Below are 16383 nucleotides of genomic sequence, written 5' to 3'. Positions count from 1 at the left end.
ATCTTCCGCCCGCCGCGCCCGGTCATGCTCTGATCGGACGCGCCGTCGACCAGGCACGTCCGTGACCACGTGACCCCCTGGGGGAGAAGCATGACTGGTTCGACACGACGGCAGCCGGACGGGGGCGACCGGGCCGTGCTGCTGGTCGCCGGGCTGGCCGAGCTGGCGGTGAGCACGATCGGCTCGGCGGTGGGCGGACTGCGCGGGCTCCTCGGCCGTTCGGACACCGCCGACCTGGTGCGGGAGGCGGAAGCGGACCTCCAGGCGCGCGGCAGGCTGGCCCTGGACCGCTGCGCGCACGTACCGCCCGCCCACCTGGAGGTGCTCGCCCAGCACGTGAAGACGCGCCGGGCCGCGGCCGACGGTGATGTCTGACCTCTGGGACCCGGCCGGCTTCAGGGACCGCGTCGACGGTGTCCTGCGGGACTTCCTGGCCGAGCAGGCCGGCCTGCTCGTCGCCGTCGACGAAGCCCTCGCACCCGTGGCCGAGCAGGTGCGCAGCTCGGCCGGGCACGGCAAACGACTGCGGGCGGCCTTCTGCTACTGGGGCTGGCGGGCCGCCGGGCAGCCCGAGAGCGACGCACTCGTACGGGCGGCGGCCTCCATGGAACTGGTGCACGCCGCCGCGGTCGTCCACGACGACCTCATCGACGACAGCGCCCTGCGCCACGGCCTGCCCACCGCCCACGTGGCCCTGGAAGCCGTCCTCGCCCGGCACGGCCGTACCGGGGCACGGCGGGCGGCGCGCTCCCTGGCCATGCTGGTGGGCGACCACCTGATGGTCCTCGCGGGCCGCATGTTCACCGACTGCGGCCTGCCGGCCGCCTACCTCGCCCGCGCCCGGGACCTGTGGGCCGCGCTCGCCCGTGAACTCGTCGCCGGTGAGTGCCTGGAGATCCTGCACACCGGCGGACCGCCCGACACCGAGACCTCCCTGAAGGTCGTCCGCTACAAGACCGCCAAGTACACCGTCGAGCACCCCCTGCTCATCGGCGGCCTGCTCGCCGGCGCCGCCCCCGCCCTGCGGGACACCTACCGGGCCTACGGGCTGCCGCTCGGCGAGGCATTCCAACTCCGCGACGACCTGCTCGGACTCTTCGGCGACGAGGAACGCACCGGCAAGGCGGCCCTGGACGATCTGCGCGCCGGCCGGCCCACCGCACTGCTGGCCGAGACCTGGAAGGCCGCCGACACGTCCCAACGGGAACGGCTGCGGCACCTGCTGGGCCGCGACGACCTGGACGCGACCCACCTGCACGACGTACGCCGGCTCATGCTGCGGCTGAAGGCGCCCCAGCGGGTGGAGCAGATGATCGCGACCCGTGTGGAGAGGGCCACCCGGGCCCTGGACACCGCCGGGACGCCACCGCACGCGCGCCGGGCGCTGCGCGAACTCGCCCTACGGGCCACCGACCGCACGCACTGACGAGGAGACCGGGATGACCCCCACCGAGACGTCGATGGACGCCCTGCGCCGCAGCGGTGACGAACTGGCCGACGCGGTCGTCGCCACCCTGTTCGAGCGCGGCGAGGTCGGCAAGTTCAACGCCCTGATGCGGCACGTCTCCACCACCGGCCAGGAACTCCCGGACGGCCTCCCCGGCGTCGCACGGGAATACCTCCGGGTGACCGGCACCCCGCCGGACTGGGTGGACTGGGACGAGATGGAGCGGGCCCGCCTGTTCTTCATCGACAACAACGTGCACATCTCGACCGCGCTGTCGTTCGCCTCCATGCCCGCCTGCTACGTCGTGCCGCACGTGGCCCGGCTGCTGTCGGCGACCCACGGCCTGAACTACCCGTCCAAACGGATGGCGGAGACCGGCCAGTTCACCGTCTACCTCATGCGGCCCGACGCGTTCGAGGCCGGCGGTCGCTTCCTGCCGGCCGCCCAGAAGGTACGCCTGCTGCACGCCGCCATCCGGCACCACCTGAAGCGGGAGGACCGCTGGGACACCGACACCCTCGGCGTACCGATCTGCCAGGAGGACATGATCGGCGGGCAGATGTTCTTCTCCCTGCTCGTCCTGGACAGCCTGCACCGACTCGGCATCCACATGTCCGCCGAGGGCGCGGAAGCCTACTACTACGCCTGGCGCGTCGTCGGCGCCATCCTGGGCGTCGACCAGGCGGCCGTCCCCAGGACGCTCGACGAGGCACGCGGTTTCCTCGACCTGTACATGCTCCGCCACATGGGCCCCTCCGAGGAGGGCGCCCACCTCACCCGGCAACTGATCGACCTCTACGAGGAGGTGGTCCCGGGCACCCTCTTCGACCCGGTCGTCTCCGCGCTGATCCGCCACCTCGTCGGCGACACCTGCGCCGACTGGCTGGAGGTGCCCCGCTCCGCCTGGGACACCGTGGTCAAGGCCGCCCCGCACCTGCTCGGCGTCCTGGAGACGATCGAGGACCGCTCACCCCTGGGCGCCTGGGCCCTGGACCGGCTCGGCCACCTCACCACGGCCCTCGAACTCTCCTCCCTCACCCGCGGGCGCGTCATGCACTACGCCATCCCCGAGCAACTGAGGAAGGAGTACGGCGTCTTCGGTACCGCCGCCCGCGCCGGCCGCTGGACCCCGCCGCCCGCGACCGTGTCCTGAGCCACCCCGCTCCCGTCCGCCGCCGGACCGGATTGTCAGTGGGACCTCATACGGTGTGGTCAGTGGAGTCCGCGGAACACGCCGCGGGACCGACCGGGGAGAGGTCTGCCATGTCGAGGACGTACCTGGAGCTGTCGCAGGACGACGGGAGCGCGCACAAGTTCTACGAAGTCACCGTCCAGGGACAGTCCGTGACGGTGCGCTACGGCCGGATCGGCGCCGCCGGACAGACCCAGACGTCCACCTTCCCCACCGTGCAGAAGGCCGAGGCCGCGGCCGCCAAGAAGATAGGCGAGAAGGTGCGCAAGGGCTACGAGCCCGCCGTGCAGGGACAGCGCGCGCCCCGCGCCGTCACCCGCCGGCAGGTGGCCTCCGCGCCGTCCACGGCCCGCGCGGTCGCACCGGTCCTGTGGCGGTTCCGCACCGGCTCCGCGGCGTTCGGCATCCACATCGACGAGGACAGGTGCTGGGTGGGCAACCAGGCGGGTGACGTCTTCACCCTCGCCCACGGCGGCGAGGTCCTCGCCCGCTACCAACTGCCCGACGGCGTCAAGTGCCTGGTCGCCGACGACTTCTGGATCTACGCAGGCTGCGACGACGGCCGGGTCTACGACCTGTCGTCCAAACTGCCCTTCGCCGCCTACGACATCGCCGCCGACGTGGACATCTTCTGGCTCGACATCCACGAGGGCGTGCTGAACGTCGCGGACCGCGCCGGACGGCTCACCGTGATCGACCACGAGGACGAGCACCAGTGGTCGCGCGGCGGACGCGGCGAGCACGCCTGGATGGTGCGCGCCGACGACCACGCCGTCTACCACGGGCACACCCGCGGCGTGACCGCCCACTCCCCGGACGGCGGTGCCGAGTTGTGGCACACCCCCACCCAGGGGGCCGTGCTCTTCGGCTGGCAGGAGGACGACGCGGTCTACGCGGGCACCGCACGGCACACGGTCCAGCGGCTGTCCAAGGCCACCGGCGCCATCGAGGCGACGTACCACTGCGACAGCCCCGTCTATTCGTGCGCCACCTCGCCCGGCGGCCGGTTCGTCTTCGCCGGCGACTCCGCCTCCTCGGTGTACTGCTTCGACCGGGACGGCACCCGGCTGTGGAAGCTGGGCACGGGCGGCGGCTCGGCCCTGTCCATGCAGTACCGCGACGAGCGGCTGTTCCTCGTCACCACGGACGGCTCCCTGGTGTGCGTGGACGCGAGCGAGGCGGCGGTCACGGCCGCGCAGCAGGGCTCGGTGCCGGTCGCGCGCGACGTGAAGCTCGCCGCCACCCTGCCGACGTACGCACCCGCCACCGCCGCCACCGCCGTGACGACCGTGACCGCGGCGCCCGCCGGCTCCGTCGTGGTCGAGTGCGTCCGGGAGAACGGCCGTACCCGGATCCACGTGGTGTCGGAGGGGTACGACCACTCGTGGAACGTCCAGTTCCCGAGGGCGATCAGGGAGCCGGGCGCGCGCTACGTGGTCGATGCGCTGCACGCCGCGTCGGGCGGTTTCTACCGGGTGCGCGGTGACATCAGGCGCCTGCAGTGACGGCGCGGGACCGCGTCGGGCGATCGGGGCCGCCCCTCAGGAGGCGTTACGCAGCGCCCGGTTGCGGCGCACCGAGGACCAGAACGAGGCGCCGATCAGGACGACGCCGACAAGGCCGGTGATGATCTCGTTGATCTCGTACTGGATGGTGACCAGCAGGATCAGTGACAGGGCGCCGATGGCGTAGTGGGCGCCGTGCTCCAAATAGACGTAGTCGTCGAGGGTGCCCTGGCGGACCAGGTAGACCGTCAGGGACCGCACGTACATGGCGCCGATGCCGAGGCCGAGGGCCATCAGGACGATGTCGTTGGTGATGGCGAAGGCGCCGATGACGCCGTCGAAGGAGAAGGACGCGTCCAGGACCTCCAGGTAGAGGAACATGAAGAACGCCGCCTTGCCCGCCAGCTTCACGGGCGATCCGGCGGACCTCCCCGCCCGGTCCGCGTCCTGCTCCGCCTCCCGCTCGCGCTCCTCCTCGTTCTCGAGGCGTTGCTCGAAGAAACCGGAGAGGCCGCCCACCACCATGTAGGTGATCAGACCGGCGACGCCCGCCAGCAGCACCGTCTCCGCCTTGTCGGCGTGGGTGCCGCCGTGCTGGTGGGCGTGGGCGCCGAAGGTGGTCGCGGAGACGAGCAGCATGACCAGGGCGATGCAGACCGACAGCAGGTCCACCCTGCCGAGCTTGGCCAGCGGGCGCTCCAGCCACCCCAGCCACTTGATGTCGCGGTCCTCGAAGATGAAGTCGAGGAAGATCATCATCAGGAACATGCCACCGAACGCCGCGATCGACGGATGGGCGTCCGTCACCAGCTCCTGGTAGCGGTCCTTGTCGGTGAGCGCCAGGTGCACCGCGCTCCAGGGACTCAGCCGGGCACTGATCGCCACGATCACCACCGGGAAGACCAGCCGCATCCCGAACACCGCGATCACGATGCCCACGGTGAGGAAGATGCGCTGCCAGAAGGCGTTCATCTTCTTCAGGATCCCGGCGTTGATCACCGCGTTGTCGAAGGAGAGCGAGATCTCCAGGACGGACAGGATCGCCACGATGCCGAGGGCGGTCCAGCCGTCGTACAGCACGCCCGCGGCCAGGCCGACGGCCGTCACGGCGAAAGCCCAGCGGAACGTCTTCACCAGCACCGGCCACTCACTCCTGTCGTCGTGCCGTACGGGGCGGCATCACCTGCCAGTGCCCGCCACGCACGTTGTTTACCACGCTGGAGTCGTTCGTTTCCTTGAGTCGTTCGTGTCCCAGGGAGTAGGTTCGCCGTCATGACGGCATCCCGGCACTCCCGGAATCCGGCCACCGCCGACGAACTGCGCCTGGCGGGACTGCGGGTGACCGCCGCCCGTGTCGCGCTGCTCGAGACCGTAAGGGCGGGGGACCACCTCGACGCCGAGGCACTCACCTCCGGGGTGCGTCGGCGCGTGGGGCACGTCTCCCTCCAAGCCGTGTACGACGCCCTGCACGCCCTGACCGCCGCGGGGCTCGTGCGCCGTATCGAACCGCCCGGCGGCGCGGCGCGGTTCGAGGGACGGGTCGGTGACAACCACCACCACGTCCTGTGCCGGTCCTGCGGCGCCCTCGCCGACGTCGACTGCGCCGTCGGCGACGCGCCGTGCCTGACCGCCTCAGACGACCGCGGCTTCGTGATAGACGAGGCCGAGGTCATCTACCGGGGCCTGTGCCCCGACTGCTCCACTCCCAGCAGTTCCCCAGCACCTTGATCCGCCCCGTCCGGAAGGATTCCCATGTCCGAGAACCACGATGCCATCGTGACCGACGCGAAGGCCGAGGAGACGGGTGGTTGCCCGGTCGCCCACGGACGCGCCCCGCACCCCACGCAGGGCGGCGGAAACCGTCAGTGGTGGCCGGAGCGGCTCAACCTGAAGATCCTCGCCAAGAACCCCGCCGTCGCCAACCCGCTGGGTGAGGAGTTCGACTACGCCCAGGCCTTCGAAGCCCTCGACCTGGCGGCCGTCAAACGGGACATCGCCGAGGTGCTGACCACCTCGCAGGACTGGTGGCCCGCCGACTTCGGCAACTACGGCCCGCTGATGATCCGGATGGCCTGGCACAGCGCGGGCACCTACCGGATCAGCGACGGCCGCGGCGGCGCGGGCGCCGGCCAGCAGCGCTTCGCCCCGCTCAACAGCTGGCCCGACAACGGCAACCTCGACAAGGCCCGCCGCCTGCTGTGGCCGGTCAAGAAGAAGTACGGCCAGAACCTCTCCTGGGCCGACCTGCTCGTCCTCACCGGCAACGTCGCCCTGGAGACGATGGGCTTCGAGACCTTCGGCTTCGCCGGCGGCCGCGCCGACGTCTGGGAGGCCGAGGAGGACGTCTACTGGGGCCCCGAGACCACCTGGCTCGACGACCGGCGCTACACCGGCGACCGCGAGCTGGAGAACCCGCTCGGCGCCGTCCAGATGGGCCTGATCTACGTCAACCCGGAAGGCCCGAACGGCAACCCGGACCCGATCGCCGCCGCCCGCGACATCCGCGAGACGTTCCGCCGCATGGCGATGAACGACGAGGAGACCGTCGCGCTCATCGCCGGCGGACACACCTTCGGCAAGACCCACGGCGCCGGTCCGGCCAACGCGGTCGGCGACGACCCCGAGGCCGCCGGCATGGAGCAGCAGGGCCTCGGCTGGAAGAGCACCCACGGCACGGGCAAGGGCGGCGACGCCATCACCTCCGGCCTGGAGGTCACCTGGACCAGCACGCCGACCCAGTGGGGCAACGGCTTCTTCAAGAACCTCTTCGAGTTCGAGTACGAGCTGGAGCAGAGCCCGGCCGGCGCCAACCAGTGGGTGGCCAAGGACGCCCCCGAGATCATCCCCGACGCGCACGACCCGGCGAAGAAGCACCGCCCGAGGATGCTCACCACCGACCTGTCGCTGCGCCTCGACCCGATCTACGGGCCGATCTCCCGCCGGTTCTACGAGAACCCGGAGGAATTCGCCGACGCCTTCGCCCGCGCCTGGTTCAAGCTGACCCACCGCGACATGGGCCCGAAGTCCCTGTACCTCGGCCCGGAGGTCCCCGCGGAGACCCTGGTCTGGCAGGACCCGCTGCCCGAGCCCGAGGGCGAGGCCATCGACGCCGAGGACATCGCGACCCTCAAGACCAAGCTCCTCGAGTCCGGCCTGTCGGTGTCGCAGCTGGTCACCACCGCCTGGGCCTCGGCGTCCACCTTCCGCGGCAGCGACAAGCGCGGCGGCGCCAACGGCGCCCGCATCCGCCTGCAGCCGCAGCGCGGCTGGGAGGTCAACGAGCCCGACGAGCTGGCGCAGGTGCTGCGCGTCCTGGAGGGCGTCCAGCGGGAGTTCAACTCCGGGTCCGGCGCGAAGAAGGTCTCCCTGGCCGACCTGATCGTCCTCGGTGGCTCCGCCGCGGTCGAGAAGGCCGCCAAGGAAGCCGGCTTCCAGGTGCAGGTCCCCTTCGCCGCGGGCCGCGTGGACGCGACGGAGGAACACACCGACGCCGAGTCGTTCGAGGCCCTCGAGCCGACCGCCGACGGCTTCCGCAACTACCTCGGCAAGGGCAACCGGCTGCCGGCCGAGTTCCTGCTCCTCGACCGGGCGAACCTGCTCACCCTGAGCGCACCCGAGATGACCGTCCTGGTCGGCGGTCTGCGCGTGCTGGGCGCGGGCCACCAGCAGTCCCAGCTCGGCGTGTTCACCCGGACGCCCGGCTCGCTGACCAACGACTTCTTCGTCAACCTGCTCGACCTGGGCACGGAGTGGAAGTCGACGTCCGAGGACCAGACCACCTTCGAGGGCCGCGACGCCGCCACGGGCGAGGTCAAGTGGGCCGGCAGCCGCGCCGACCTGGTGTTCGGCTCCAACTCCGAGCTGCGGGCGCTCGCCGAGGTCTACGCGAGCGACGACGCCAAGGAGAAGTTCGTGCACGACTTCGTGGCCGCCTGGGTCAAGGTCATGAACCTCGACCGCTTCGACCTGGCCTGATCCACCTCACCCCTGCCGGGGCCCGTTCCAGGGCCCCGGGAGGGGCGAAATCCGGTGGCCGGGCGCGGCGCACGGTGCTGGGATGGCGTCATGCCCAGTGACGCGCAGGTGACCGTGGACCGGGGGAGGTACCAGGACACCGTCACCCCCTGGGAGGAACCGGCCTGGCGCACCGAGGCCATCGGCTGGATCGAGGCCCGGCTGGCCGCCCGCGGCCTGCGGCCGACCGGACGCCGGCGGGTGCGGCTGCGGCCCTGGTCCGTCCTGCTGCGGCTGAGCGTCGAGGGAGACGACGCCGTCTGGTTCAAGGCGAACCCGCCGGCCAGTGCCTTCGAGGGCGCGCTGACCGCGGCGCTGGCCCGCTGGGTCCCCGGGCACGTACTGGAGCCGCTGGCGGTGGACACCGGGCGCGGCTGGTCGCTGCTGCCCGACGGGGGACCGCTCTTCCGGGACGTCCTGGCACGGGAGACGGTCACTGCCGGCGCCTGGGAGGATCTCCTCGGCCAGTACGGGGCCGTGCAGCACGCCCTGACCCCTCGCGCCGGTGAGATCGAACGCCTGGGTGTGCCCGCCGTACCCGCCGACGCGCTGCCCGGCATCCTCGACCGGCTGGACGAAACGCCGCTGCCGTCCCGGGACCGGGCCGCGCTCCGGGGACTGCGTCCCCGCCTCTCGGACTGGTGCGCGGAACTCGCGGCCCTGGGCGTCCCCGACTCCCTCGACCACGCGGACCTGCACGACGGCCAGGTCTTCCGCCCCGCGCCGGGGCGGTTCACCTTCTTCGACTGGGGCGACGCCGTCGTCGCCCACCCCTTCGCCTGCCTCGCCGTCCCCGCCCGCCGGGCGGTCGAGCACCACGGGACGGGCATACTGCCGCGCCTGCGCGACGCCTACCTCGAACCCTGGACCGGCCAGGGCCGTACGCCCACGCAACTGCGGCGCGCGGTGAGCCTCGCCTGGCGGCTCAGCGCCCTGAACCGGGCCGCCGCCTACGGCAGGCTCTTTCCCACCGCGTCCGGCGGCGCCGGTGCCGCGACGGCCGCGGCGGGCGCACGCTGCCTCCTCGAACTGCTGGACGAACCCCCCTTGTAGCAGCGGCCGGTTCCAGCGGCTGCTCCCCGGGCGCCGGGCCGGAGCCCGGGCCGTTGTCAGTGGTGGATGCGAGGCTTCACCTCATGGATGAGGTGGAGTTCATGCGCGGCAGGGTCTACGGCGCCGACCACGACAACCCCGGGCCGCGCACCGGTCGCGTCTACGCCCACCTGGTGGGCGGCCCCCTGGACGGCCTCCTGCTGGACATCACGGACCTCACGGAACAGGAGCGCGGCCGCGCGGTGGCACTGGCGACGGAGATAGGCCGCTACGGCCCGGGCGGCCGCTCCGCCTATGCCCCGAGGCCGGGGGACGCCCGCCGCTTCGACTGGCGGGGCGACGTGCCCTGATCCGGCACCGCCCCCGTCTGCGCGGTCAGCGCCGCCAGCAGCCAGTCGTGCGCCGTCCCCGGGGTCGGTTCCGGCCGCCCGCCCGGAGCGGTGTTCACCTCGGCCACCAGCTCCCAGTAGCCGTCCAGCCGGGGATCGGCGGCGAGCTGCCCGGCCAGCCGGCGCCGGAAGTCCGGGGTGTCCCGCACCCCGTACGTGCTCGTGTACGAGGCGACGAACGCGTCCAGGGCCTCACCCGGGTGCGGTTCCCGGGCGCGGCGAATGTGCACCCCGGCCAGCTCGTACGCCTCCGCGAGCCCTGTGTACAGCAGGGCGGCCCCCCGTGCCCCGGCGGCCCGGTGCGCCTCGGGCTGGGGCTGGACGGTGCCCGGGCGGCACGGGGCGAGGGTGAGGGCGTTGAGGCGGGCGAAGGCCAGGACCTGGGCAGGGGCGGGCTCGTCCGGGGGTTGCGGGACCGCCACGTCCAGGAACGCCCCGGCCGACCGGGCCGGCATCCTCGCCGGAAGCCATCCCCGCCAGAACCGCACCAGCGGGGCCGTGCTCGGCGGGACGGACACGGCACCGATCAACCGCAGCCGGTCGGCCTGCTCGTCGGGCGGGGCCTCCTGCACCAGCCGCAGCGCGGCCTCGCGCCAGCGCAACGCCCTCAACTCCGAGCCGACCTCACGCAGCCGGCCCGCCACCGCGGCCTCCAGGGCTCCGCCCGCGCTGCTCCCGGCGTCCGCCGTGCCTTCCGCATGCCGCTCGTCGAGAATCCCCCGCACCTCGGGAACGCCCAGACCCAGGGCGCGCAGGGAACGGATCAGCCGCAGTCGGTCGAGCGCCTCAGGACCGTACCGCCGGTGCCCTCCGGCGCTGCGGGACGCCTCCGGCAGCAGACCCCGGTCCGAGTAGAAGCGGACCGTCTTGACGGTGACACCCGCGCCCTCGGCCAGCTCGCCGATGCCGCACAGACCGTCGTTCGACGTGAACACTTGAACCTCCCTCAGGGGGAGTTCCTACCGTACCGGCGACAGCGGGCCGGTGATCGGGCCGGGCCGCGCCACGGACGGAGGAGAGAGCAGACCATGACCGCGTTCATCCTGGTGTCGGGCATGTTCACCGGCACACACATCTGGCAGGACACCGTCGCGCACCTGACCGCGGCGGGCGCCGAGGTGCACACGGTCGCCCTCACCGGCCTCGACGGACCACGCGCGGCCGCCGCGCCCCGCGTGGACCTGGAGACCCACATCGCGGACGTGCTCGCGGTGATCGACTCGGTGGGCGCGGCCGGGGACCGGCGGATCGTCCTGGTCGGCCACGATTACGGCATCCACCCGGCGGTCGGTGCCGCCGACCGGCGTGCCGAGCGCATCGAGCGGATCGTCTATCTGGACTCGGGTCTGCCGAGGGACGGCGTCCCGGCCCTGGCCGCCGTGCCCGACCAGTCCCTGCGCGAGCGCCTCGCCGGGGCCGACGGGGCCGACGGGGCCGACGGGGCCGACGGGGCCGACGGGGTGCTGCCGCCCCCGGCGCTCGACGAGTGGTCGCGCTGGGGCAGCACCGCGGGCATACCGGATGCGGCCCTGGACCGGCTCACCGCCCTCGCCGCGCCCCAGCCCCTGGGCACCCTGCTCCAGCCGCTGCGGCTGACCGGCGCGGTCGAACCGGTGCCCACCACCGGCGTGCTGTGCACGGGCAACGGCACCAGCATCGAGCTGGTGCAGATGCTGGTGCGCCTCGGAGATCCCGCGCTGCGCCCCCTGACCGACCCCCGGGTGAGCTTCTTCGAACTCCCCACCGGCCACTGGCCGATGCTGTCCTGCCCCGCCGAGCTGACGGACGTGCTGCTGCGGGCCGCGGCGGGCGAGGGGCACCGGCTGGAGCCGGTCGACGACACCGCGGGGCCCGGCCACCTGCAGCCGTTCCTGATGGACGTGCCCGACGTCCCGAGGGAGCGGCACGGGAACGTCGACTTCTACCTGCCGGACGCCGAGGAGCCGCGCCCCGCGGTGGTGTTCGTGCACGGCGGCCCGGTCCCCGCCGACGCCCGGCCGACCCCCCGGGACTGGCCCGGTCTGACGGGGTACGCACGGTGCGTGGCCGGGGACGGAGCCGTGGGCGTCCTCCTCGACCACCGCCTGCACGACCTCGGCGACTACGAGCGGGCCGCCGCGGACGTGGCCGCCGCCGTGGAGCTGGCGCGGGCCGATCCGCGGGTGGACCAGGACCGGATCGCGCTGTGGTTCTTCTCCGGCGGTGGCCTGATCACCGCCGACTGGCTGGACGCGCCCCCGGCGTGGCTGCGCTGCCTGGCGGCCACCTACCCCGTCCTCGCGCCCCTGCCGAACTGGGGGCTGTCCGAGACCCGCCTGCGACCGGCACGCGCCGTGGCGAACGCGGGCGACCTGCCCGTCGTCCTCACCCGGGTGGGACGGGAGATGCCCGAGATCGCCGCCACCGTGGAGGAGTTCCTGGCCGCGGCCAAGGACTGCGGGGCCGACGTTGAGGTGATCGACGTGCCGAACGGCCACCACGGCTTCGAGACCATCGACGTGACCGACGAGTCGCGCGCGGCGGTGCGGCACGCACTGCGCACGGTGCTGGACCACGCCTTCGACGGGCGCGAACGATGACGGTGGGCGGCGCCCTACCAATCCGGCCTCCGCCCGGTGTCGGATTACCCGCGTGAGCGACCACGACAAGACACCACGGAATCCGTCGGCCAGGACTTGGGCACGCCTCGGGCTGGGCGCACTGAGCGGTCTTCTGGCCGGCGGCGCCGCGCTGGCCGTCGCCGAGCTGGTGGCGGCGGCCGTACGCCCGCAGGCCGGGCCGGTCGTCGCGGTCGGCGCAGCAGCCATCGACCGTACACCGACCGCCGTGAAGGACTGGGCGATCCATTCCTTCGGCGCCAACGACAAGCTGGTGCTCCAGCTGGGCATCCTCGCCGTGCTGACCCTGTTCGCCCTGGCCCTCGGCGCGTTCGCCGTCCGCCACCGGCGCACCGGTGCCGCGGGGGTCCTCGTCTTCGGAGTCGTCGGCGCCGCGGCGGCCCTCGGCAGGCCCGACTCCACCGGCGTCACGGACGCCCTCCCCTCCGTCGCGGGGGCGATCGCCGGCGCGGCACTCCTGTACGTCCTCGTCGGCCTCCTCCCGGCGCTGCGCCGGGAGGTGCCGGGGGAGCGGGGCGAGAGCTGGGACCGGCGTCGCTTCGTGCTCGCGGCGACGGCCGCCGCCGCGGCCTCCGCCGGGGCCGGTGTCCTGGGCCGGGCCCTGAGCGGCGCGGGCGGCCGGGAAGCGGCCGCCTCACGGCGGAAGATCACCCTTCCGTCGCCCGGCTCACCGGCCCCGGCGGTGCCCCGGCGGGCACAGGTCCGGGTGGCGGGGGTCAGCCCCTTCGTCACCCCCAACAGTGACTTCTACCGGGTCGACACCGCCCTGGTGGTCCCCAGGGTGGACGCCACGACCTGGCGGCTGCGCCTCCACGGCGAGGGGGTGGCCCGGGAGAGGACGCTGACCTTCGACGACCTCCTGCGCCGCGAACTGATCGAGCGGGACATCACCCTCACCTGCGTGTCCAACGAGGTCGGCGGCCCGTACGTCGGCAACGCCCGCTGGATCGGCGTCCGGCTCGCCGACCTGCTGGAGGAGTGCGGCGTCCGGCGCCCCTCGGAGGGCGGCCCGGCGGACCAGCTCGTGGCCCGCTCCGTGGACGGCATGACCATCGGCAGCCCCGTCGAGGACGTCATGGACGGCCGGGACGCGATGCTGGCCCTCGGCATGAACGGCGAGCCCCTGCCCTTCGACCACGGATTCCCCGTCCGCATGCTGGTGCCCGGCCTCTACGGCTACGTCTCGGCCTGCAAGTGGATCGAGGAGATCGAGCTGACCACGTTCGACGCCTACGACGCGTACTGGGTCAAGCGCGACTGGGCCCGCGAGGCATCGATCAAGACCCAGTCCCGGATCGACACGCCGAAGCCGTTCGCCCGGCCTCGGGCGGGCACGGTGATGGTCGCCGGAGTGGCCTGGGCCCAGCACCGCGGCATCGACAAGGTCGAGATCCGCGTCGACGACGGCCCCTGGCAGGAGGCCACCCTGGCCGCCGAGGACTCGCGCGACACCTGGCGGCAGTGGTCGTACGCCTGGCAAGCCGGCAAGGGCGGCCACACGCTCACCGTGCGGGCCACCGACCGGACCGGCGAGGTGCAGACGGGCAAGCGCACCGGCACCGTGCCGGACGGGGCGAGCGGCCGGCACTCGGTCGTGGTGACGGTGGAATGACGCCCGGACCGGACTTGCACCCGCCCGCCCGCCCGCCCGGACCGGACTTGCACCCGCCCCGCCCCCGCACCGGGCGGGGCAAGCGTTTTCTGTCCACAGGCTTGACGTGTACGCGGCGTAATGAGTTTCATGGAGGCGCCTTGTGGGAGCGCTCCCACAAGACTTCCGCCACCCTCACCGTCCCTCGCCCCGTGTCCGCACTACTCACTCCTGGAGTCGCCGTGCGCACAGCAAGACGTGGAACCCCCGCACCGAAGACCCTCGCAGCCCGCCTGGTGGCCGGCCTCGCCGCGCTGATCGGGCTGGTCGTCGTCGGCGCCCTCTGCCCGGGCGCCGCCGTGGCCCAGTCGCCCGCGGACCGGGCCCCGGCGCAGAGCCGTTCGGCCGGTGCGCGGGCGGCCGGCCTGCACATCGCCGAGGGCCGGCTCCTCGAGGGCAACGGCAACGACTTCGTCATGCGCGGGGTCAACCACGCCCACACCTGGTACCCCGGCGAGACGCAGTCGCTGGCGGACGTCAAGGCGCTGGGCGCCAACAGCGTCCGTGTCGTCCTCTCGGACGGGTACCGCTGGAGCGAGAACAGTCCCGAGGACGTCGCCGCCGTCATCGAGCAATGCAAGGTCAACCGGCTCATCTGCGTCCTCGAGGTGCACGACACCACCGGATACGGCGAGGACGCCGCGGCCGGCACCCTCGACCACGCCGCCGACTACTGGATCGGCCTCAAGGACGTCCTGGCCGGACAGGAGGACTACGTCGTCGTCAACATCGGCAACGAGCCCTGGGGCAACACCGATCCCGCCGGATGGACCGAGCCCACCGTCGCGGCCGTCAAGAAGCTCCGCGCCGCCGGACTCCAGCACACGATCATGGTGGACGCCCCCAACTGGGGCCAGGACTGGCAGGGTGTCATGCGCGCCGAAGCGCAGTCCGTCTACGACGCCGACCCCACCGGCAACCTGATCTTCTCCATCCACATGTACAGCGTCTACGACACCGCGCAGGAGATCACCGACTACCTGAACGCGTTCGTCGACGCGGAACTGCCCATCCTCATCGGCGAGTTCGGCGGGCCTGCCGACCAGTACGGCGACCCGGACGAGGACACCATGATGGCCACCGCCGAGCAGCTCCGCCTCGGCTACCTCGCCTGGTCGTGGAGCGGCAACACCGACCCGATCCTCGACCTGGCGCTCGACTTCGACCCGAGCAGGCTCAGCGACTGGGGCGAGCGGATCTTCCACGGCGTCGACGGCATCGCCCAGACCTCGAAGGAGGCCACCGTCTACGGCGGCGGCGCCCCGGACACCCAGGCCCCGACGGCACCCGGAAGCCCGACCGCCACCGCCGTCACGGACAGTTCCGTCACCCTCGGCTGGACCGCCGCCACCGACGACACCGCGGTCACCGGCTACGACGTCGTCCGCCTCGGCGACGGCACCGAGACCACGGTCGCCTCCTCGATCACCACGACCGCCACCGTGACCGGCCTCACCCCCGCCACCGCGTACACCTTCGCCGTCCGCGCCCGCGACGCGGCGGGCAACCGCTCCGCCGCCTCGCCCGCCGTGGAGGTCACCACCGACGAGGGCGGCGGCACCCCGGGCGGTGCCTGCTCGGTCGGCTACCGCGTCGTCGGCGAGTGGCCGGGCGGCTTCCAGGGCGAGATCGCGGTGCGCAACACCGGCGGCACCGCCGTGGGTCCGTGGACGCTCGCCTTCGCCTTCCCGGACGGCCAGACGATCACGAACATGTGGGGAGGCACCGCCACCCAGAACGCGGGCGCGGTGAGCGTCGCCCCGGCCTCCTACACCGCCACCATTCCGGCCGGCGGCACGGTCACCCTGGGCTTCACCGCCCAGAAGGGCGGCACCAACACCGCCCCGGCCGCGTTCAGCCTGAACGGGGCCGCCTGCGCCACGACGTGACGGGGCAGGGGCCGGTCACCACGACACCTCGCGGACGTCGGCCCGGCTCTGCGGCTGCGTCGTCGCGGTGATCTCCGAGCGGTGGCGGCTCGCCGAGAACGTCACCTCCAGCGTCTGCGGCGCACTCTGCTGCGTACTCACCGTGAAGCCCTGGTTCGGCACCGCCGAGACCAGGCACACCCCGCCGCCGCCGAACCGAACGGTCGCCTTGCCGCCCTCGGACGGCACCGTGTACACGCCCGCCCCGCCCCCCTCGCAGCCCGGGTCGCCCCCGCCCGCGGGAGGTCGCGGGGCCGTGGTGTGCGGGCTCGGCGTCGGCGTGGGGGTCGGTGTCGGCTGGGGCGGCTGCGCGCTGGTGCGCGACGGCGTCGCGCTGGGCGCGCGGCTGGTGGGCGACGGGCTGGGAGTGGCCGTCACGGTCTTGGAGACGGTCGGCCGGGGCGGGGCCGGGAGCTCCTTGGGCGCCGTCTGCGCGACCGGCGCGGTCGGCCGGGTCGACCCCACCACGAAGTGGATGGTGATGATGACAGCCGTCACACTGGCCGCCGTGCAGGACAGCCAGATGATCAGGTAGCGCAGGAGGCGGGACACGACACCATAGTGACGGACCGGCTAACGTGCCTGC

14 protein-coding genes are annotated in these 16383 nt (G+C 72.9%); 11 read left to right on the top strand and 3 right to left on the bottom strand.

Going from position 1 to position 16383, the window contains the following annotated elements; translation table 11 throughout:
- Positions 1-90: 90 nt before the first annotated feature.
- The 4 genes from IE258_RS13890 (at position 91) to IE258_RS13875 (ending at position 4144) form a co-directional block, all read left to right on the top strand.
- Positions 91-375 (top strand): polyprenyl synthetase, encoded by a 285-nt coding sequence (locus IE258_RS13890; RefSeq protein WP_189743272.1) that lies wholly within the window; start codon positions 91-93, stop codon positions 373-375.
- The gene (locus tag IE258_RS13885; protein ID WP_189743270.1) at positions 368-1426 is read left to right on the top strand and encodes a polyprenyl synthetase family protein; all 1059 of its coding nucleotides are present in this window, start codon (positions 368-370) and stop codon (positions 1424-1426) included. The genes IE258_RS13890 and IE258_RS13885 overlap by 8 nt, the downstream gene beginning before the upstream one ends.
- A 13-nt stretch (positions 1427-1439) precedes the next feature.
- Positions 1440-2600, top strand: coding sequence for an oxygenase MpaB family protein (locus tag IE258_RS13880; RefSeq protein WP_189743268.1), 1161 nt, complete (start codon positions 1440-1442; stop codon positions 2598-2600).
- 110 nt (positions 2601-2710) lie between these two features.
- Complete coding sequence (locus IE258_RS13875) at positions 2711-4144, top strand: WGR domain-containing protein (RefSeq protein WP_127895003.1); 1434 nt, start codon at positions 2711-2713, stop codon at positions 4142-4144.
- A gap of 36 nt (positions 4145-4180) precedes the next feature.
- Here the strand turns inward: IE258_RS13875 and IE258_RS13870 are convergent, their stop codons facing one another.
- Entirely contained in the window at positions 4181-5284 is a 1104-nt protein-coding gene (locus tag IE258_RS13870) for a DUF475 domain-containing protein (RefSeq protein ID WP_159323743.1), read from the bottom strand.
- 132 nt (positions 5285-5416) lie between these two features.
- On the opposite strand from IE258_RS13870, the gene IE258_RS13865 reads away from it, so the two are divergent.
- The 4 genes from IE258_RS13865 (at position 5417) to IE258_RS13850 (ending at position 9561) form a co-directional block, all read left to right on the top strand.
- On the top strand, positions 5417-5872 hold the full coding sequence (locus tag IE258_RS13865; protein ID WP_159323742.1) for a Fur family transcriptional regulator: 456 nt from the start codon (positions 5417-5419) through the stop codon (positions 5870-5872).
- 24 nt (positions 5873-5896) lie between these two features.
- Positions 5897-8119 carry a catalase/peroxidase HPI gene (gene katG / locus IE258_RS13860; RefSeq protein WP_189743266.1) on the top strand — a complete coding sequence of 741 codons (2223 nt, stop codon included), beginning with the start codon at positions 5897-5899 and terminating at the stop codon, positions 8117-8119.
- 90 nt (positions 8120-8209) lie between these two features.
- Complete coding sequence (locus IE258_RS13855) at positions 8210-9211, top strand: aminoglycoside phosphotransferase family protein (RefSeq protein WP_189743264.1); 1002 nt, start codon at positions 8210-8212, stop codon at positions 9209-9211.
- Positions 9212-9294: 83 nt separating this feature from the next.
- The gene (locus tag IE258_RS13850) at positions 9295-9561 is read left to right on the top strand and encodes a hypothetical protein (protein WP_189743262.1); all 267 of its coding nucleotides are present in this window, start codon (positions 9295-9297) and stop codon (positions 9559-9561) included.
- On the opposite strand, the gene IE258_RS13845 is transcribed toward IE258_RS13850, so the two are convergent.
- A complete protein-coding gene (locus IE258_RS13845; RefSeq protein WP_189743260.1) occupies positions 9504-10535 on the bottom strand; it encodes a MerR family transcriptional regulator in 1032 nt (343 codons plus the stop codon). The two genes, IE258_RS13850 and IE258_RS13845, sit on opposite strands and share 58 nt — an antisense overlap.
- A 93-nt stretch (positions 10536-10628) precedes the next feature.
- On the opposite strand from IE258_RS13845, the gene IE258_RS13840 reads away from it, so the two are divergent.
- The 3 genes from IE258_RS13840 (at position 10629) to IE258_RS13830 (ending at position 15758) form a co-directional block, all read left to right on the top strand.
- Positions 10629-12179 carry an alpha/beta hydrolase gene (locus tag IE258_RS13840; RefSeq protein WP_189743259.1) on the top strand — a complete coding sequence of 517 codons (1551 nt, stop codon included), beginning with the start codon at positions 10629-10631 and terminating at the stop codon, positions 12177-12179.
- A gap of 52 nt (positions 12180-12231) precedes the next feature.
- Positions 12232-13830 carry a molybdopterin-dependent oxidoreductase gene (locus IE258_RS13835; RefSeq protein ID WP_189743257.1) on the top strand — a complete coding sequence of 533 codons (1599 nt, stop codon included), beginning with the start codon at positions 12232-12234 and terminating at the stop codon, positions 13828-13830.
- Between the two features lie 221 nt (positions 13831-14051).
- Positions 14052-15758 carry a cellulase family glycosylhydrolase gene (locus IE258_RS13830; RefSeq protein ID WP_189743255.1) on the top strand — a complete coding sequence of 569 codons (1707 nt, stop codon included), beginning with the start codon at positions 14052-14054 and terminating at the stop codon, positions 15756-15758.
- Positions 15759-15773: 15 nt separating this feature from the next.
- Here IE258_RS13830 and IE258_RS41205 read toward each other — a convergent pair whose 3' ends face one another.
- Positions 15774-16349, bottom strand: a complete 576-nt coding sequence (locus IE258_RS41205; protein ID WP_229892100.1) for a hypothetical protein — start codon at positions 16347-16349, stop codon at positions 15774-15776.
- Between the last annotated feature and the right edge of the window lie 34 nt (positions 16350-16383).

Origin of the sequence: Streptomyces tendae (genome assembly GCF_014650435.1) — a bacterium.
In the GTDB taxonomy this organism is placed as follows: domain Bacteria; phylum Actinomycetota; class Actinomycetes; order Streptomycetales; family Streptomycetaceae; genus Streptomyces; species Streptomyces tendae.
The sequence above is the reverse complement of the archived record's forward strand: the minus strand, read 5'-3'. Positions and strand labels throughout refer to the sequence as shown.